This is a genomic window from Sediminibacterium sp. GW821-FHT12F12 (genome assembly GCF_058806635.1).
On sequence record NZ_JBXAPW010000002.1, the window covers coordinates 373,477 to 390,000 of the forward strand.

At 43.1% G+C, this 16,524-nt stretch carries 13 protein-coding genes; 9 read left to right on the forward strand and 4 right to left on the reverse strand.

Annotation, left to right across the window (positions count from 1 at the left end):
• The first annotated feature begins 3 nt into the window (after positions 1–3).
• The 5 genes from AC1RNB_RS04080 to porZ all read left to right on the forward strand — a co-directional run bounded on the left by AC1RNB_RS04080 (position 4) and on the right by porZ (position 6,524).
• Entirely contained in the window at positions 4–1,209 is a 1,206-nt protein-coding gene (locus AC1RNB_RS04080) for an ABC transporter permease family protein (protein WP_493080933.1), read from the forward strand.
• A 356-nt stretch (positions 1,210–1,565) separates the two neighbouring features.
• Positions 1,566–2,045 carry a hypothetical protein gene (locus AC1RNB_RS04085; protein WP_493080935.1) on the forward strand — a complete coding sequence of 160 codons (480 nt, stop codon included), beginning with the start codon at positions 1,566–1,568 and terminating at the stop codon, positions 2,043–2,045.
• 635 nt (positions 2,046–2,680) lie between these two features.
• Positions 2,681–3,475, forward strand: coding sequence for a sensor histidine kinase (locus AC1RNB_RS04090; protein ID WP_493080936.1), 795 nt, complete (start codon positions 2,681–2,683; stop codon positions 3,473–3,475).
• Positions 3,472–4,122, forward strand: a complete 651-nt coding sequence (locus AC1RNB_RS04095; protein ID WP_493080938.1) for a response regulator transcription factor — start codon at positions 3,472–3,474, stop codon at positions 4,120–4,122. The genes AC1RNB_RS04090 and AC1RNB_RS04095 overlap by 4 nt, the downstream gene beginning before the upstream one ends.
• A gap of 44 nt (positions 4,123–4,166) precedes the next feature.
• A complete protein-coding gene (gene porZ / locus AC1RNB_RS04100) occupies positions 4,167–6,524 on the forward strand; it encodes a type IX secretion system anionic LPS delivery protein PorZ (protein WP_493080940.1) in 2,358 nt (785 codons plus the stop codon).
• Here the strand turns inward: porZ and AC1RNB_RS04105 are convergent, their stop codons facing one another.
• The 3 genes from AC1RNB_RS04105 to AC1RNB_RS04115 all read right to left on the reverse strand — a co-directional run bounded on the left by AC1RNB_RS04105 (position 6,525) and on the right by AC1RNB_RS04115 (position 13,080).
• Entirely contained in the window at positions 6,525–8,960 is a 2,436-nt protein-coding gene (locus tag AC1RNB_RS04105; RefSeq protein ID WP_493080942.1) for a bifunctional YncE family protein/alkaline phosphatase family protein, read from the reverse strand.
• A 79-nt stretch (positions 8,961–9,039) separates the two neighbouring features.
• Positions 9,040–9,636 carry a hypothetical protein gene (locus tag AC1RNB_RS04110; RefSeq protein WP_493080944.1) on the reverse strand — a complete coding sequence of 199 codons (597 nt, stop codon included), beginning with the start codon at positions 9,634–9,636 and terminating at the stop codon, positions 9,040–9,042.
• A gap of 48 nt (positions 9,637–9,684) precedes the next feature.
• Positions 9,685–13,080 carry a methylmalonyl-CoA mutase family protein gene (locus tag AC1RNB_RS04115; protein WP_493080946.1) on the reverse strand — a complete coding sequence of 1,132 codons (3,396 nt, stop codon included), beginning with the start codon at positions 13,078–13,080 and terminating at the stop codon, positions 9,685–9,687.
• 123 nt (positions 13,081–13,203) lie between these two features.
• Here AC1RNB_RS04115 and AC1RNB_RS04120 point away from each other — a divergent pair, with 123 nt between their 5' ends.
• On the forward strand, positions 13,204–14,169 hold the full coding sequence (locus tag AC1RNB_RS04120; RefSeq protein WP_493080948.1) for an aldose 1-epimerase: 966 nt from the start codon (positions 13,204–13,206) through the stop codon (positions 14,167–14,169).
• A 66-nt stretch (positions 14,170–14,235) separates the two neighbouring features.
• Here AC1RNB_RS04120 and AC1RNB_RS04125 read toward each other — a convergent pair whose 3' ends face one another.
• Positions 14,236–14,622, reverse strand: a complete 387-nt coding sequence (locus tag AC1RNB_RS04125) for a RidA family protein (RefSeq protein WP_493080950.1) — start codon at positions 14,620–14,622, stop codon at positions 14,236–14,238.
• A gap of 77 nt (positions 14,623–14,699) precedes the next feature.
• Here AC1RNB_RS04125 and AC1RNB_RS04130 point away from each other — a divergent pair, with 77 nt between their 5' ends.
• The 3 genes from AC1RNB_RS04130 (at position 14,700) to AC1RNB_RS04140 (ending at position 16,470) form a co-directional block, all read left to right on the forward strand.
• Positions 14,700–15,323 (forward strand): 3-hydroxyacyl-CoA dehydrogenase family protein, encoded by a 624-nt coding sequence (locus AC1RNB_RS04130; RefSeq protein WP_493080951.1) that lies wholly within the window; start codon positions 14,700–14,702, stop codon positions 15,321–15,323.
• Positions 15,324–15,330: 7 nt separating this feature from the next.
• Entirely contained in the window at positions 15,331–16,023 is a 693-nt protein-coding gene (tsaB, locus tag AC1RNB_RS04135; RefSeq protein WP_493080953.1) for a tRNA (adenosine(37)-N6)-threonylcarbamoyltransferase complex dimerization subunit type 1 TsaB, read from the forward strand.
• Between the two features lie 111 nt (positions 16,024–16,134).
• Entirely contained in the window at positions 16,135–16,470 is a 336-nt protein-coding gene (locus tag AC1RNB_RS04140; RefSeq protein WP_490833731.1) for an ArsR/SmtB family transcription factor, read from the forward strand.
• Positions 16,471–16,524 lie beyond the last annotated feature (54 nt).

Consider the following 16,524-nt stretch of genomic DNA (forward strand, 5'->3'; position numbering starts at 1 on the left):
TATATGCATGGATTGAATGTCTTGCTGAAAAAGATCATCCGCTCCGGCACAGGCCGTAGTCGGTATATGATGGCAATGACTGGATTATCTTTTGCCATCATATTAATGCTCACTGCAGTGCAGCTTCAGGCAGATTACCGTGATCTTTTATACAGTAAGAATAACAAGGATAGTGTGGCTAATTTTCTGGTCATTAATAAAACCATTACTGATCAGAATCTGGGGGCAACCGGATTAACAGAAAGTGAGATCAAGGATTTACAGAATCAATCGTATGTGGAATCCGTAGGATTACTTACGCCCAGTCGTTTCAAGGCATCCATACAGAGTGCCAGTGACAGGTTCCCTTTTTATACAGATATTGCTTTTGAAAGTGTTCCTAAGGAATTCATCGACATTACTGCAAAGGATTGGACTTGGAATGAAAATGCAATGTTCATTCCTATTATAGCGCCAAATATGTTTCTGGATTTTTACAATTTCCAGTTTTCTTTTTCGCAGAATTTGCCGCAGTTAACACAGCAGGTGGTAAAGATGATTGTATTTAAGGTGAATGTATATGGACCTAAAGGTATGGTCACATTTAATGGTCGTGTAGTTGGGTTCAGCGACCGGATCTCATCTCTGTTGGTACCAGAAGAGTTTATGAAATGGGGAAATACTGTTTTTGGGAAGACCCAAAACATGAAACCTTCAAGGGTCATTATTAAAACCAGGGATGCGGGTAATCCACAACTGACTGCTTATCTGAAAGAGAAAAATCTTTCCACAGATGCAGACAAAACAAGATTCAGTAAATACCGCCGTGTAGTGGATATAGTGGTAAGTATTTCTGGGATTACCGGTATCATTCTGTTTTCGTTTGCATTATTGGTATTTACCTTATTCATACAGTTAACAGTTGCCTCTTCGCGCGAAGATATCCGTTTATTAATCACGTTAGGAACCTCTCCTTCACAGCTAAGAGGTTTTCTGTTTTTACGTTTTCTACCAGGCACGCTCGTCATTATTTTATTATCCTTTTGTATGGTAGGAATTATTCAATTCCTGTTGTATAAGCAATTAACGGATCAGGGAATTTTCCTCAGCAGGCTACCAGACATCACTACCACTCTGGCAGCATTACTCATTGCTGGGGTGGTTTGGCTGGTAACCGGTTTTTCAATCAGAAAGTATATGAAAGGGTCATTACAATTGAGGGGGGTATAGACAATTGTCTATGAATTGTGTAGTCCGGATATAATACTTGAATACAAGATCCCATTCCCGCAAATAGTTGCAATTCAGATAACCTAAAGGCCCGGTGTAGAATAAAATGGCCGACAGGAAAGGGCAGGAAAAACGATGAAATACGCAAAAAACGAGGAAAACACCGTTTTTTAGGCGTTGAAAACACCGTTTTTTTATCAATCAAATGCTATTAAACGATTGATTATCATTAATTTAATAGATTTTTTTCATGTTTCTTCATAATAAACACCCTGTTAAAATCAGGGATTTCTTAACTTGCAGTTATATATTATCGGTGTGCTGTTTTAGATAGCCCCCCACCTAAATTAAGACTTATGAAAAAGCTTGTATTCCTTTTTGGAACTATTATGCTTGTAACAGTTCTGTTTAGTTCCTGCCAGAAAGAGCAGGCTGCTGCTACAGAAGATACAACAGCCACATCTGATGAAAGAGTTGTGGGTACTGCAGGAAGTGGTCCTTATGCAGGATCTATTAATGCCGGATATGCTGCAAGTTTAGCTGCCAATTATGCCAAAAAATTTGGCAATGACGATCAAACCCTTAGAGTAGAGTTTAAGGCAAAAGATTTAATTGCTTTCATTAATGGTATGCAGGCTAAATATAAGAGTGATATAGTTTATGTGAACTTTGGTGTGTATGGCAGAGGAGCACAACCTGCTAATCCAAAAGATTATGGAAGATTAACCGTATTTTTTACCGGTAACAGAATTCCTGCACCATCCGCTACTCGTCGTAATGATGGGATTGGTGATCCTTTGGATGAATTTTTAAATCATGGTCAGATTTACCCATAAGAAACAGGAATGTCTTTTTCGATCGATTTGTATTTTCAAGTTTTTAGTTTATTAGCGTCGATTGTATATTATTATAAAAAAAGGAATAAATTACTTCTGTATTTTATTCCTTTTTTATTTACTACTGTTTGTATTGAATTCAGTGGATGGTGGTATTTTTCCAGAGGGGTAAGAAACTATGCAATGTATAATGTATTTACAACATTAGAATTTGTCTTTTACGCACTTCTCTTTTATAGTCAGCTAAGAAAAAAGATCTTTAAAAAGATCGTACTATTATTCATACCCCTCTTTATTACACTTGTAATACTAAACATGCTCTTTGTTCAAGGCCTTAACAAAACATTCAACACTTATACATTCCTCTTCGGATCTTTTTTTGTAGTTATCTTTTGTTGTTTTTTCTTTTATGAATCAGTTTTGCCTGATAAAATTGATTTGCAGCTTTCACGACAACCATTTTTTTGGATTTCGAGTGGATTATTAATTTTTTATCTCGGTTCTGTAATCATAAATGCTTTATTTGAGTACTTAAGAAACAATGATTTACAAGTAGAAGGAATCAGGATATATGGAATTATTAATCATAGTTTAAATGTAATTTTATATAGTGCATTTTGTATATCTTTTTTCTTATGCCCCAACAACAAGAAGACATCCTCATTACCATCGTAGTAGCATCTGTTTTCTTTGTGCTCATTGGTAGTTTTTTATTGTTGATTGTATTTGTATTTCTCAGAAGGCAGCGTAAGAATAAACAGGAAAAAGAGGAGATGCGCAACCGTTTTGAACAGACCCTGCTTAAAACACAATTAGAGATCCAAGAACAGGCTTTTACATATATCAGCCAGGAAATACATGACAATATCGGACAGATTTTGAGTCTTGCCAGGCTAAACCTGAATACTTTCGGGGAGCATGTAACAGAAGATAAAATCAATCAGACAGATGATCTTCTTGGCAAAGCCATCAAAGATCTTAGAGATCTCAGCCATAATCTGCAGAACAACCGTATTCACTCTATTGGTATTATTGAATCGATCAGACAATTACTGATTTCAATAGAAAAAACCGGAAGATTTCACACCTCATTTCGCACATCTGATAACTTTCATATTCTGGATGCCAATACAGATATTATTCTCTACAGAATGATACAGGAAATCATTAATAATATCATCAAACACGCATCTGCCAATAGCATTGATATTGAAATCAGTAATAAAAACAATATCACATCCGTACGTATTACGGATAACGGGATCGGCTTTGATACTACCCTGATTAATCAATCAACCAGACCAGGCATCGGCCTCCAGAATATCATTAACCGGGCAAAAATGATCAATACAACGGTAGATGTAAACAGTTCTCCGGGTAATGGAACTACCATAACTTTACATATCAAACCTAAACAATCCAATATATGACATCAGTTGCTTTGGTAGACGACCATGAATTACTGAGAACAGGGTTAATGGCTATCATTAATTCGTTTGAAGGATTTAAAGTAGTGATGGAAGCCAATAACGGAAAACAATTCACCGAAAAAGTAAAATCAAAAACGCCACCTGATATCGTTTTACTGGATATCACCATGCCGGTAATGGATGGTTACGAAACATCCAGTTGGATCAAGGCCAACCTGCCGCAAACCAAAGTACTCGTGTTGAGTATGCTTGAAAATGATACGGCGATTATCAGGATGCTGAAAAATGGCGCCAGAGGGTATATCCTGAAAGATAGTAAACCGAAGATTTTTAAAGACGCCCTTGACAGCGTCAGAGATAGTGGTTACTACATCAACGAACTGGTAAGTAACAAACTCATGCACTATATCAACCATGAAGAAGTATTTGAAGGCGATGCCTATGCTTTGAACAGCCTGAGTGAAAATGAATCCACCTTTCTGAAATGGATCTGCACCGAAAAAACCTATAAAGAGATCGCAGACGAAATGTGCCTGAGCCCAAGAACAATTGACACCTACAGGGATAACCTGTTTAAAAAACTGGATGTGAAAACCAGGGTTGGACTTGCCATTTTTGCCATCAAAAACGGCATTGTCAATATCTAAACTATCCATAGACAACTTTTTGGGTTTACCGGAAAATAATACATATGCTTATTACTATGAAAGCTATGGGCATCTGTAAAACCTTTATCATTGCACTGGTCAGAAAACTAATACTGATTAGTGCATTTTATTTTCTTAACGCTACTTACCTAACAGCACAGCTTCCAATCCCTCCCATCGGAGAATGGAGGGATCACCTGAATAGTCAACAAACTTCACAGGTACTGAAAGGAGATAAAATTTACTGCGCCGCTACTTCTCATGTTTTTTATATCAATGAAAAAAAAGAAACAGGCCGATACAGTAAAGTTTCCGGTCTTACCGAAGTGGGCATTCAACAAATAGGCTGGGACGCCGCTACCGCTCAACTGGTGATCGCCTATACCAACAGCAATCTTGATATTGTTAAAGACGGTTCGGTCAGAAATATCAGCGATATTAAAAGAAGCCGGATTACAGGAAATAAAACCATTTATTCTGTTTACTGCAAAGACGGATTGGCCTATTTGAGCACCGGTCTTGGCATCATTGTTATAGATCTTCAGAAATATGAGATCAAAGACACATGGGTTATAGGAAATAGTGGTGAGCAGGTGGCAGTGAATGCATTTACCAGTGATGGTAAATTTTTTTACGCCGCTACGGAAGAAGGTCTTAAAACTACTGCGGTTACCACTGACAATCCCGCTAACTTCAAAAATTGGCAGACCGTTTCAGTAACCGGATGGGGGAATAGACCCGTACAAAATATCCTTATCGCAGATAATAAAGTCTTTGCAGTAAAAGGAGATTCGCTTTTTATACAGAACGGAGCAAACTGGCAACTTCTCTATACAGGTGCCAACTGGCCCATTATAAGCGTAAACAGTTCTGCCAACAAACTATTGATCGGACAGCGTGCTGCATCTGGCAACGCCCGGGTCATTGTGGTTAATACCAACGGGCAGATTGAAAAAATATTGACACAACCTAATGTGATCTCATTCCCAAAATCTGCTCTTATTGACAATGACGCCATTTGGGTAGCTGATCAATTTGGTGGCTTGTCTGCATTCAATCCTACTGCTGAACGCTTTATACCCAATGGTCCGCCGGGGACTGCTGATGGCGAAATGATTATTCACCAAAACAATTTCTACGCAGCTGCCGGCAGTGTGAACAGTGCCTGGAACTACCAATATAACCGGAACGGCGTGTATTTTTTTGAACAGGACAACTGGAGCTACCAGGGTTATTACAATCAACCCGTACTGGATTCAGTCTTTGACTTTATCAGCCTGGCGATTGATCCTGCTGATGAAACTGTTTGGGCGGGCAGTTATGGTGGTGGACTGGTTAACTTCAGAAAATCAGGTTCTCCCCTCATCTATAAAAGAAATAACAGTACGTTGCAAGCCGCTATTGGTGATCCTGGCAGTTTTCGTGTAAGTGGATTGGCCTTCGACCAGAATCGGAACTTATGGATCAGTAACTATGGCGCTCCGCAAAACCTGCAGGTGAGAAAAACGGATGGCAGCTGGAAAGCTTTCTCTATTCCCTTTACGCATCTTGAAAATGCAGTTGGTCAGATCCTCATCGATGATTATAACCAGTTATGGATCCAGAGTCCGAAAGACAATGGATTGTTTTGTTTCAACTACGGACAAAGCATCGATAATACCACAGATGATCAATGGAAATTTTACCGGCAGGGAAGTGGTAATGGCAACTTACCCGGAAATAATGTATTAAGTATTGCCAAAGATAAGAATGGATTTATCTGGGTGGGAACAGATAAAGGAATTGGAATTATTCAATGCCCCAATGAGACTTTCCGTGGCAATGGCTGTGATGCTATCTTACCTGTTGTGCAACTCGATCGGTTTGCAGGACTTCTCTTCAAGGATGAAATTGTACAATGCATTGCAGTAGATGGTGCCAACCGGAAATGGATCGGCACTAAAAACGGGCTCTGGCTGATTTCTACAGATGGCGATAAAATCATCTATCGTTTCACAGAAGAAAACAGTCCTTTGCTTAACAATGATGTAAAGAAACTCGCTATAGATCCGGCCACCGGTGAGGTATTTATTGCGACCTTATCCGGGATCTGCAGTTTCAGGAGTACCGCAACAGAAGGTGGCACTACCAACAGTAATGTGCTTGTATTCCCCAATCCGGTTCCACCGGGATACAATGGTACTATCGCTATCCGCGGACTGGTAAACAATGCATTGGTTAAGATCATAGAAATGAACGGACGTCTGGTTTATCAGGCCAGGGCACTGGGCGGCCAGGTTATCTGGAATGGACGCAACTACCGCGGAGAAAAAATCACCAGTGGCATTTATCCCGTAATCGTACGCGATGATTCGGGTGAGGAAACAACTGCCACCAAAATTGTTATTACTTCCGGACGCTGATCAGTCTCTGTCTTTATCTGCTTTTTCACCAGCCTTATAAAAGGCAGCTCTCCTCGGCCCGGGGAAAGGCGTTTTATCACCTTTCAATCCATACCACAATACGGTATTGAATTCCAGATCAGGAACAGCATCTTCTTTAGTGAGGTTAAATTCTTCCGAACGTCTTTGCCACTCATTCATCGCTGTGTTTTTCTCCATGAGGTTGATATTGGCAGGTCTTGCCTTAAAAGGAGTTGCATCCAGTGTAGAAGTGAAAGAACGCCACATCGGTTCCGCGGCAGCATCGTACTGGCTCATTGGCGGAATACCCAGGATCAGTTCAATGGTACGTAGCATGGAGGAAGTAGAATACATCGTATGATCTACAAAACCTCTTTTTACAAAACCACCTGCCAGGTATGCAGGACTGCGGTGTGCATCCACATGATCGGCTCCGTTTTGCGCATCATCTTCCAGAATAAATACGGCTGACTCTTTCCAGATCGGACTTTTACTGAGATGTTCAACAAATAAGCCAACTGCCAGATCATTATCTGCAACGTGTGCATAAGGAGTAGGTCGCCCTTTGCGTAGACCTTCCGTATGATCATTACTGAAACGAAGTGAATTAAAACGAGGTACCGCATTGGCTGCCAGCAAAGAATCAAATTCCCGTTTCCACTGGCGAAAACGGATTGTATCCTGTACTGAATTATTATATCCGGTAAAATAGGGACATAAATGCCCTTTCAGTGCCGGAATATTGGGTTTGTAATCATCTGCAAACTCACCATAGGTTCTATAGCTAATACCGGCCTTCTTACAATGATCCCAGATAAAGCCACCTTTGTTATTGGCTACGGCTCGATTACCTTCTGCATCATAACTACCACCACGGCCTCCGTAACTGGTTACCCAGTTCTTCTCTAAAAAATCAGTTGCATAGGCCCCCGTACTCCAGTTATGGCCGTCGGCACTTACTTCTCCGTCTACATAAAAATTATCAAGTAAAACAAATTCTCTTGCAAGAGCATGCTGATTAGGCGTAACATTCTCTCCAAATAAAACAAGAGATGGATCTCCGTTACCTTCTTTCATATCACCCAAAACCTGGTCGTAGGTCCTGTTTTCTTTAATGATATAAAACACATATTTGATCGGGCTCTGTTCGCCCACCTTGCGTGGAATCGGGTTACCGGCTTCTCCCCTGGCCACCAGTTCTTTCACTTTATTGTAGGGGGTATTCCGGTATACTACCTGCGAATAAACAGACAACTGCTTATCAGTAGGTTCCTCCAAAATGGTCATTGTACCTTTGAACAATCCGGCAATATATTGTACATCAATCGGCTTATTCGGATCTCCCTGCTGGTAAACCACAGACTGTCTGCTCACAAAAGGATTGGGACCGTATGGATTTGCCATGGAAGAAAATCCCTTACCATTAGATACAAAGATTTTTTTACCCACCACCTTCACATTGGTTGGATACCAGCCCACCGGAATAAACCCGCGGCTTTTACTCTGTGCGGGAATAGTTACATCAAATACAGCTACACAGTTATTATCTGCATTGGCGATATAGAGTGTTTTTTCGTTTTCGCTAAGTGCCAGTCCATTGGTGGTAGAACCATTGGGTGCATCGGGATACAGTGCTGCATTCAACACTTCCAGTACATTCCGCTTTGCCACATTAATCACCGAAACACTATTATCATTGGAATTGGCGACATATAAGTATTTCCCGTTTTTGGTAAGACAAAGCTCATTGGGATTATCGCCTACTGGTATCTCTGCTGTAACATTCTTTTTACCTGTATCGAACACATACACTTTATCACAACCCCAGCAACTGATATACAACTCTTTCCTGTCGGGAGATAATACACAGGCATACGCTTCTCCACCTAAAGAAAACTGCTGCTGTACTTTTCTGGTGGCAAGATCTATGATATAAAGTGACTTATCATCTTTTGTAACCACATACATCAACTTTGCCGCATCGTCGATAGCGATTCCTGCCGGTGAGATCTTATTAGGCCATTTCTTTCCGAGTATGATGCTGTCTTTTAATACCAGTTTTTTATTGTCCACTGCATATTCCGTAATCCAGTTATCGTTACCGGCGGAAGCATACAAGGTTTTTTCATCGGCGCTGAATTGCAGTCCATACCAGCTTTTGGGTATAATTACATTATCCAGTACCTTTTCTGTTATGGGATCAATCAGCTGTATACTCTGCACGCCCTGTCCATTGTTGGTAACTGCCATCATTTTTTTAGATCTGCTTACCGCGATATTCAGTGGAAGATCGCCCAACGGTAAACTACGACCCACGGGTGTAAGTCCCCAGCCATTGGGCAGTGTGATTTTATTGGTTTCTACCTGTTGTAAGGTTTGAGAAAACCCGGAGATACCCAGAATGAATCCAAGGGAAAGAGTAAGGAGCTTTTTCATATGCAACCTGTTTAAAGGTTGCTAAAGGTACAAATCGGAGAGCTGAAAAGAGAAGTGCTACAGTAATTTAATACAAGCTTTATTGTTTGGTATACTCATAACTGCGGGAGGCTTTGAACTTGGAACCACCTCTTTCGCCGGGAACCACAATATATTGTATCTGGCGCATCAGTTTCCCGGTAGTGGGTGGTGCCGGAGACCCTTCGGTTGGATACACCGGAAAACGCCTTACCAGCATGCCTTCCATCAGGAAAAATTCATCATTGCCTTTATATCCAACCCTCAACTTGGGATCATCGAAGATATCAGGAAAAATAATCGGGGCTACTGATTCATTCTTTTCTGAACTAATACCAATTACATTTCCTCTTGGGATAGAATCATTGCTCAGCAGGTAAATTACCAGGTCAGGATAACCATCCCGGTTCACATCGTCCACTTCCCCCTTCACTACTTTACCCTTGATATCAAATGTAAATTCGCGCATATTCTTATCAAATCCGATAGGTGCTACCGTAGCTGAATTTTTCTCCAGGTTTTTGTTGTTGCTTGACAGTCGATAGCCCACTTTGCCCACTTTCATGGTGGTATCAAAGCGCTTGGCTGTCTGGGCCTGTAAACCTGTTGCTACAAGAGCGAAACAGCTAAAAAACAGGAAGGATTTGCTGCTAAACATAGTCATAACTCAGTTTGATAATCAGCCGGTAAGATACTGAAAAACCAGTTACATGTTTCTTCTGTACTGACCCCCAACTTCGTATAATGCATGGGTGATCTGCCCCAATGAGCAATATTTAACAGATTCCATCAGTTCTTCAAACAGGTTCCCGTTATTTACAGCCACCTGTTTCAATCGCTGCAATGCCGCTTCACTCTTATCGGCATTCCTTTTCTGGAAGGCTTTCAGGTTTTCGATCTGTTGTTCTTTCTCTTCTGTTGTACTTCTGATTACTTCGCCGGGCAATATCGTCGGACTTCCTTTTTTATTGAGGAAAGTATTCACACCTATCAGCGGAAGTTCGCCGGTATGTTTCAGGGTTTCGTAGTGCAGACTTTCTTCCTGGATCTTGTTACGCTGGTACATCCTTTCCATGGCTCCCAACACGCCTCCGCGATCGGTGATGCGGTCAAATTCTGCCAATACCGCTTCTTCCACCAATTCTGTCAATTCTTCCATAGCAAAACTGCCTTGCATGAAATTCTCTGTTACCGCAGAACCCAGCTCGCGGTTAATGATCAACTGAATAGCCATGGCCCTACGCACACTTTCTTCTGTAGGCGTGGTAATAGCTTCATCATAAGCGTTGGTATGAAGACTGTTACAGTTATCATAGATCGCATACAATGCCTGTAAAGTTGTTCTGATATCGTTGAAATCGATCTCCTGTGCATGCAGGCTGCGTCCGCTTGTCTGGATATGGTATTTCAATTTCTGCGAACGGTCGTTCCCTTTGTATTTATACTTCATCGCTTTGGCCCATATCCTTCTTGCCACCCTGCCAATAACGGTGTATTCAGGATCCATTCCGTTACTGAAGAAGAAAGAAAGATTCGGCGCAAAATCATCAATATGCATTCCCCGGCTGAGATAGTACTCAACGTAGGTAAAACCGTTGGACAAAGTAAAAGCCAGCTGCGTGATCGGGTTGGCCCCTGCTTCTGCAATATGGTAACCGCTGATGCTGACACTATAAAAATTGCGGACTTTCTGACTGATGAAATAAGACTGAACATCTCCCATCAGCTTCAAGGCAAATTCGGTTGAGAAGATGCAGGTATTCTGTGCCTGGTCTTCTTTCAGGATATCTGCTTGCACCGTTCCACGTACCTGCGATAAAGCTTCCGCTTTGATCCTTTCATAAACATCTTTCGGCAATACCTCATCACCGCTCACACCCAGCAATCTCAATCCCAATCCATTGTTCCCTTCCGGTAAACGTTCCGGTGATGAAGGATTATAATAGATCGGCTGTGGGGCATGCTTAAATTTTTGCTGCATATAGGCAGTCACCAGCTCCCACTCACCATTGCCTTCGATCCATTTTTCGCACAACTGGTCGATGGCGGCATTCATGAAAAACGCGAGCAGAATAGGCGCAGGACCATTGATGGTCATACTCACAGATGTTTTCGGATCGCAGAGATCAAAACCACTGTATAGTTTCTTGGCATCGTCCAGCGTGGCTACACTAACACCACTGTTGCCTACTTTACCATAAATATCCGGACGTGGGGCAGGATCTTCGCCATAAAGCGTAACACTATCAAAAGCGGTAGACAAACGAATGGCAGGTTGTCCCAGCGATACGTAGTGAAAACGTTTATTGGTTCTTTCCGGACCACCCTCTCCTGCAAACATGCGGGTAGGATCTTCTCCCTGTCTTTTTAATTCGAACACACCCGCTGTATACGGAAATTCGCCGGGCACATTTTCCTGTAACTGCCAGCGAAGGATATCGCCCCAGTCTTTGTATTTGGGCAATACCACTTTCGGAATCCGTGAACCACTTAACGATTGTACGGTAAGTGGCTGTTTGATCACTTTATCCCGCACTTTATATTCAAAAAAATCTGCCTGGTATTTTTTCTCCAGGGCAGGCCATTGATCTATCAGGTTTTTACATTCAGGGTGCAGTTGTTTTTCAAAATGCGCTTTCATTTCAGCCAGCACAGCAGCGCCGGTTCCGGCAATGCTTTGTACAGTCGTATCCTGAGCCATGGTTGTCATCACCCCCTGCACCTGATACAGTTTGGAAGCTATGGTTGCCTGCTCATTTACCCAGCTATCATATCCACGATTGGTCTCGGCTATCTCAGATAAATAACGTACACGTTTAGGCGGGATGATCTGTGATTTGGTGGTAGTGGATTCGCCCTTACTTTCCTGGTTCTGCAGCGAAGGGAAATGCGCGAACGAAACATTGCATTTTCTCTCGATCGTTTCAAACAGTTTTTCGAACAGCTCATTTACACCGGCATCATTGAACTGTGCAGCGATCGTACCTACAATTGGAAGTTCTTCGTCTTTGGCGGTCCACAGATTGTGGTTGCGTTTAAACTGCTTACGCACATCATGCAAGGCATCCAGTGCACCGGCTTTATCAAATTTGTTGATACAGATCACATCTGCATAGTCCAGCATATTGATCTTCTCCAGCTGCGATGCGGCACCATATTCGGGCGTCATCACATATAAACTCACATCACAGTAATCGAGGATAGAAGCATCACTTTGCCCTACACCCGCCGACTCCAGAATAATAAAATCAAATCCCGCCACTTTACAGATATCGATGGCATCCTGCACATGTGCACTCAGTGCGGTATTGTCATCACGGGTTGCCAGACTGCGCATATACGCACGACCATGCGATATGGCATTCATCCGGATCCTGTCGCCCAGCAGCGCACCACCGGTTTTTTTCTTGGAAGGATCTACCGAGATCACCGCAATGGTCTTATCTGTGAAAGAATGCAGGTATCTTCTCACGATCTCATCCGTAACAGAACTTTTGCCCGCACCACCGGTTCCGGTAATACCGAGTACAGGAATTTTTGGCAGATGGGTTGTTGGTTGAGGCATCTTTTTTTCCTCGTTCCCGTTCTCTGCTATAGTGATTCTTCTCGCTACCAGGCGTACATCTTTCACTTCGCCCAATCCCATGGGTTTGGTGTAATCGCCTTTTTCTTCCACGCTGAAATCGCAGTGACGGATCACATCTTCGATCATGCCTTCGAGGCCCATATGGCGACCATCATCCGGACTATAAATACGGGTAATACCATATGCATGCAGTTCCCTGATCTCTTCCGGCAGAATGGTTCCGCCACCACCACCGAATAATTTGATATGTCCGCAACCATTCTGGTCGAGGAGGTCTTTCATGTATTTGAAGAATTCTACATGCCCACCCTGGTAGCTGGTGATAGCGATACCCTGTGCATCTTCTTCGATAGCACATTCTACTATATCAGCCACACTACGATTATGCCCCAGGTGAATGATCTCGGCTCCCTTGGCCTGTAAAATGCGGCGCATGATATTGATGGCTGCATCATGGCCATCAAATAAACTGGCAGCGGTAACAATCCGGATCTTATGGGTAGGGGTATATGACATGTTCCTGTTTTAAACTCAGCGCAAATTTACAGGTTTAGGCGCAAAGGTTAACAGCTGTTAGCTTTTACTTAGGCAGCTGTTTTTGGCCGCAAACTTTTACCTTTCACCCCGAAATCAGTTTTTATGCGTTTTGAAGTAAGTTCCCATAATAATGCGGGGTTTCCCGTCATTACATTAACCGATAAGGAAAGTGATTGCCAGGCTGAGATCTACGCACTGGGTGGATTGCTCAATGCTTTCCGGATTCCCTTGGCAGATGGGAGTATCCGCAATGTAGTAGATGGATTTGCCAACGAACAAGCAGCGATCCAACAACTCACCAATGGTTTCAGAAGTGCCAAACTCAGCCCGTTTGTATGCCGGATGTTTAAGGGTAGTTACCAGTTAGCCGGTCACAATTATACCACCCAAAAATGGTACCTGGGCGAGCATGCGATTCATGGATTATTGTACGATGCCGTTTTTACCGTTACCGATACTTTTGTCAGTACAGAAAAAGCGGCTGTAACGCTGGAGTACCAGTATCCCGGCTCAGATCCCGGTTATCCTTTTCCGTATACCATGCTCATCAACTGGCAACTGACGGCAGGTAATCGTTTAACGGTTACCACTACAGTCTTCCATCACAATACATCCGCTATTCCGATGGCGGATGGCTGGCACCCGTATTTTACACTGGGCACACCCGTAGATGATTACACCCTGCAATTCGACAGCGATACACAGCTGGAATACAATGCAGACCTGCTTCCTACGGGGAAAAAAATAACAGACACCCGTTTCAGAAACGGTTGTTCTTTAGCGGGCGTTCAACTCGATAATTCTTTTGAGTTGGCAACCGACACTGCAGCTGCCAAATGCATATTACAGAACGGGCAACTGCAGTTGACGATCGAGCCGGGTAAAAATTATCCGATCCTGCAGGTGTATATTCCCCCACACCGCAACAGTATTGCCATTGAGAACCTCAGTGGCGCACCGGATAATTTCAACAACGGGATGGGCCTGATTATGCTGGCGCCGAATGAACAGAAAGTGTTCAGGACAAGCTATAGAATATCGAATATCGAGCAGGGAATGTCGAAATAAAAAAAAGGTAAGTACTATTCGGACTAAGAAATCTCCTGTTGTGCCAGGAGATTTCTTATGTATTTTCTATAGATCCACTACTGCGATCATGCTGATCTCTACGTTTACGCCGCGGGGAAGTCCTTTTACAGCCACAGTTTCACGGGCGGGGTAATCGCCGGTGAAATAAGTGCCATATACTTCGTTTACCTGGGCAAACAAAGCCATATCACTCAGGAAAATACTGGTTTTTACTACATGAGCGAAAGTCAGTTTGGCTTCAGACAATACCGCCTGCAGGTTCTTCATTACCTGATGCGCTTCTTCCTGCACAGAACTGGTAACCAGTTCGCCGGTTTCGGGTACAAAAGCTACCTGGCCACTGATAAAAAGCATCCCGTTCGCTTTCACTGCCTGGTTATAAGGACCGATGGGTGCCGGTGCTTTGTCTGTTTTGATGATCTGTTTTGCCATATAATTCGTTTTACCGGCAGCAAATTGCTGTATTTCTATCAACCTGCCAACCTAAATTTGCGGTCTAATCAATGCAGATGCAGATCATCCTCAAAGCCAGTGAAGCACAAAAACAGGTATTTCTTGCCAAAGGGATACCGGAGGGCGTCCAGATAATAACACCGGAAACAGCCCTTTCCGCAGTGCCTGTGCTGGCTTATTTCGACCTGTTATGGGAAGAAGAGGGCCCTGCTTTTGCCCATGTAACAGATGCGCCGGTTTTTGTCAATGCGGTAACCACCACATCGGAGAATCTGCCTGCCAGCCATATCCGGATCAATGCCTGGAACGGCTTTCTGGAGCGGAATTTACTGGAACTGGCTGTCGGCACAGCTCAGCAGCCGATGATTGAAAGGGCAGAACAGGTTTTACAGACCCTCCACTGGCCATACCAGTGGGCGCCAGACGTACCGGGTATGATTGCGGCCAGGGTGATTGCCATGATCATCAATGAAGCTTATTTTGGACTGGGTGATGAGATCAGCACCAGGGCAGAAATAGATATTGCCATGAAACTGGGCACCAACTATCCCTGCGGTCCGTTTGAGTGGGGAGAGAAAATCGGTCTGAAAAATATTTATGCATTGCTCAGCAAACTGGCCGTAACCAGTAACCGGTATGCAATAGCACCGGCTTTACAAAAAGAGATTAACCTTACCTGATTCTACCATGGCACTACTGCTACATATCGATACCGCTACTGAACAGGCCAGTGTTTGCCTGAGCCGGGATGCAAGCATTCTCGGATTGATCAGCAGCAGCGAGCAGAAAAACCATGCAGGTTTTGTGCAACCCGCCATACAGGAACTGATGCAAACCAACGGCTGCAGCCTGACTGAACTGGATGCAGTATCCGTAACGGCCGGCCCCGGCAGTTACACCGGCCTGCGGGTAGGTTTGGCCACTGCCAAAGGCATCTGTTATGCCCTGCAAAAACCACTGATACTGGTAAATACACTGGAAGTAATGGCCCGGGCCATGCTCACAGAACTGGAGGCCGGGGGCTTACCTGCCCCTGATACCTGGCTCTGTCCTATGATCGATGCCCGGAGAATGGAAGTTTTTACCGCCTGGTACGATCTATCACTGACAGAGATCCAGCCTCCACAGGCCCTGATTCTGGAAACAGGCTGTATTGATGAAATGCTGGGTAAAAGGCCTGTATTTTTTGGCGGATCCGGGCATACCAAGCTAAAAACCCTGCTTAATAGCCCCAATGCGTCGTTTTCACACAGTCTGCATACAGCCGCCAACCTGGCGGTTTTGGCACTGAAATACTTTCGGATTGGAAGATTTGCAAATCTTGCCTACAGTGAACCCCTCTACGTAAAGGAATTCTTTAACCCGGTGAAAAAAGTGTAAACAAAGGGCTAAAAGTATAGATGAAATTTATACTATGAATCCCAAAACAAATTGTTTAACTTTATAATGCGATTAAGTTTTATTAACCCCCCAATTATAACTTTCATTGCCATGAGCCAGACCTTGCAAGCCGTTGTTTTGATCAACGGCAAAAACCAGATTAAGGTTGACTTTCTTCACACCAAGAAAGCATCACTGATTCTCAGATCAATCAACCATAAACTGAGACAACAAATCATCAAATTACTGGACGAGCACCAGAAAATGACGGTTACCGAGATCTATGTTAAACTCCGGTTAGAACAATCTGTTGCTTCCCAACACCTTGCTATCCTGCGTCGCGCAGGTATTGTGAGTACTTCCCGTGATGGTAAATTTATTTACTACTCAGTGAATTATACCCGCTTAGCTGAAGTGGTACAGTTTGTTGAAACACTGGTAGGTTGACAGATCAACTGTCATTTCCACCATTTTTTGATTGTTCTGCCCGTTTGGCCCAAA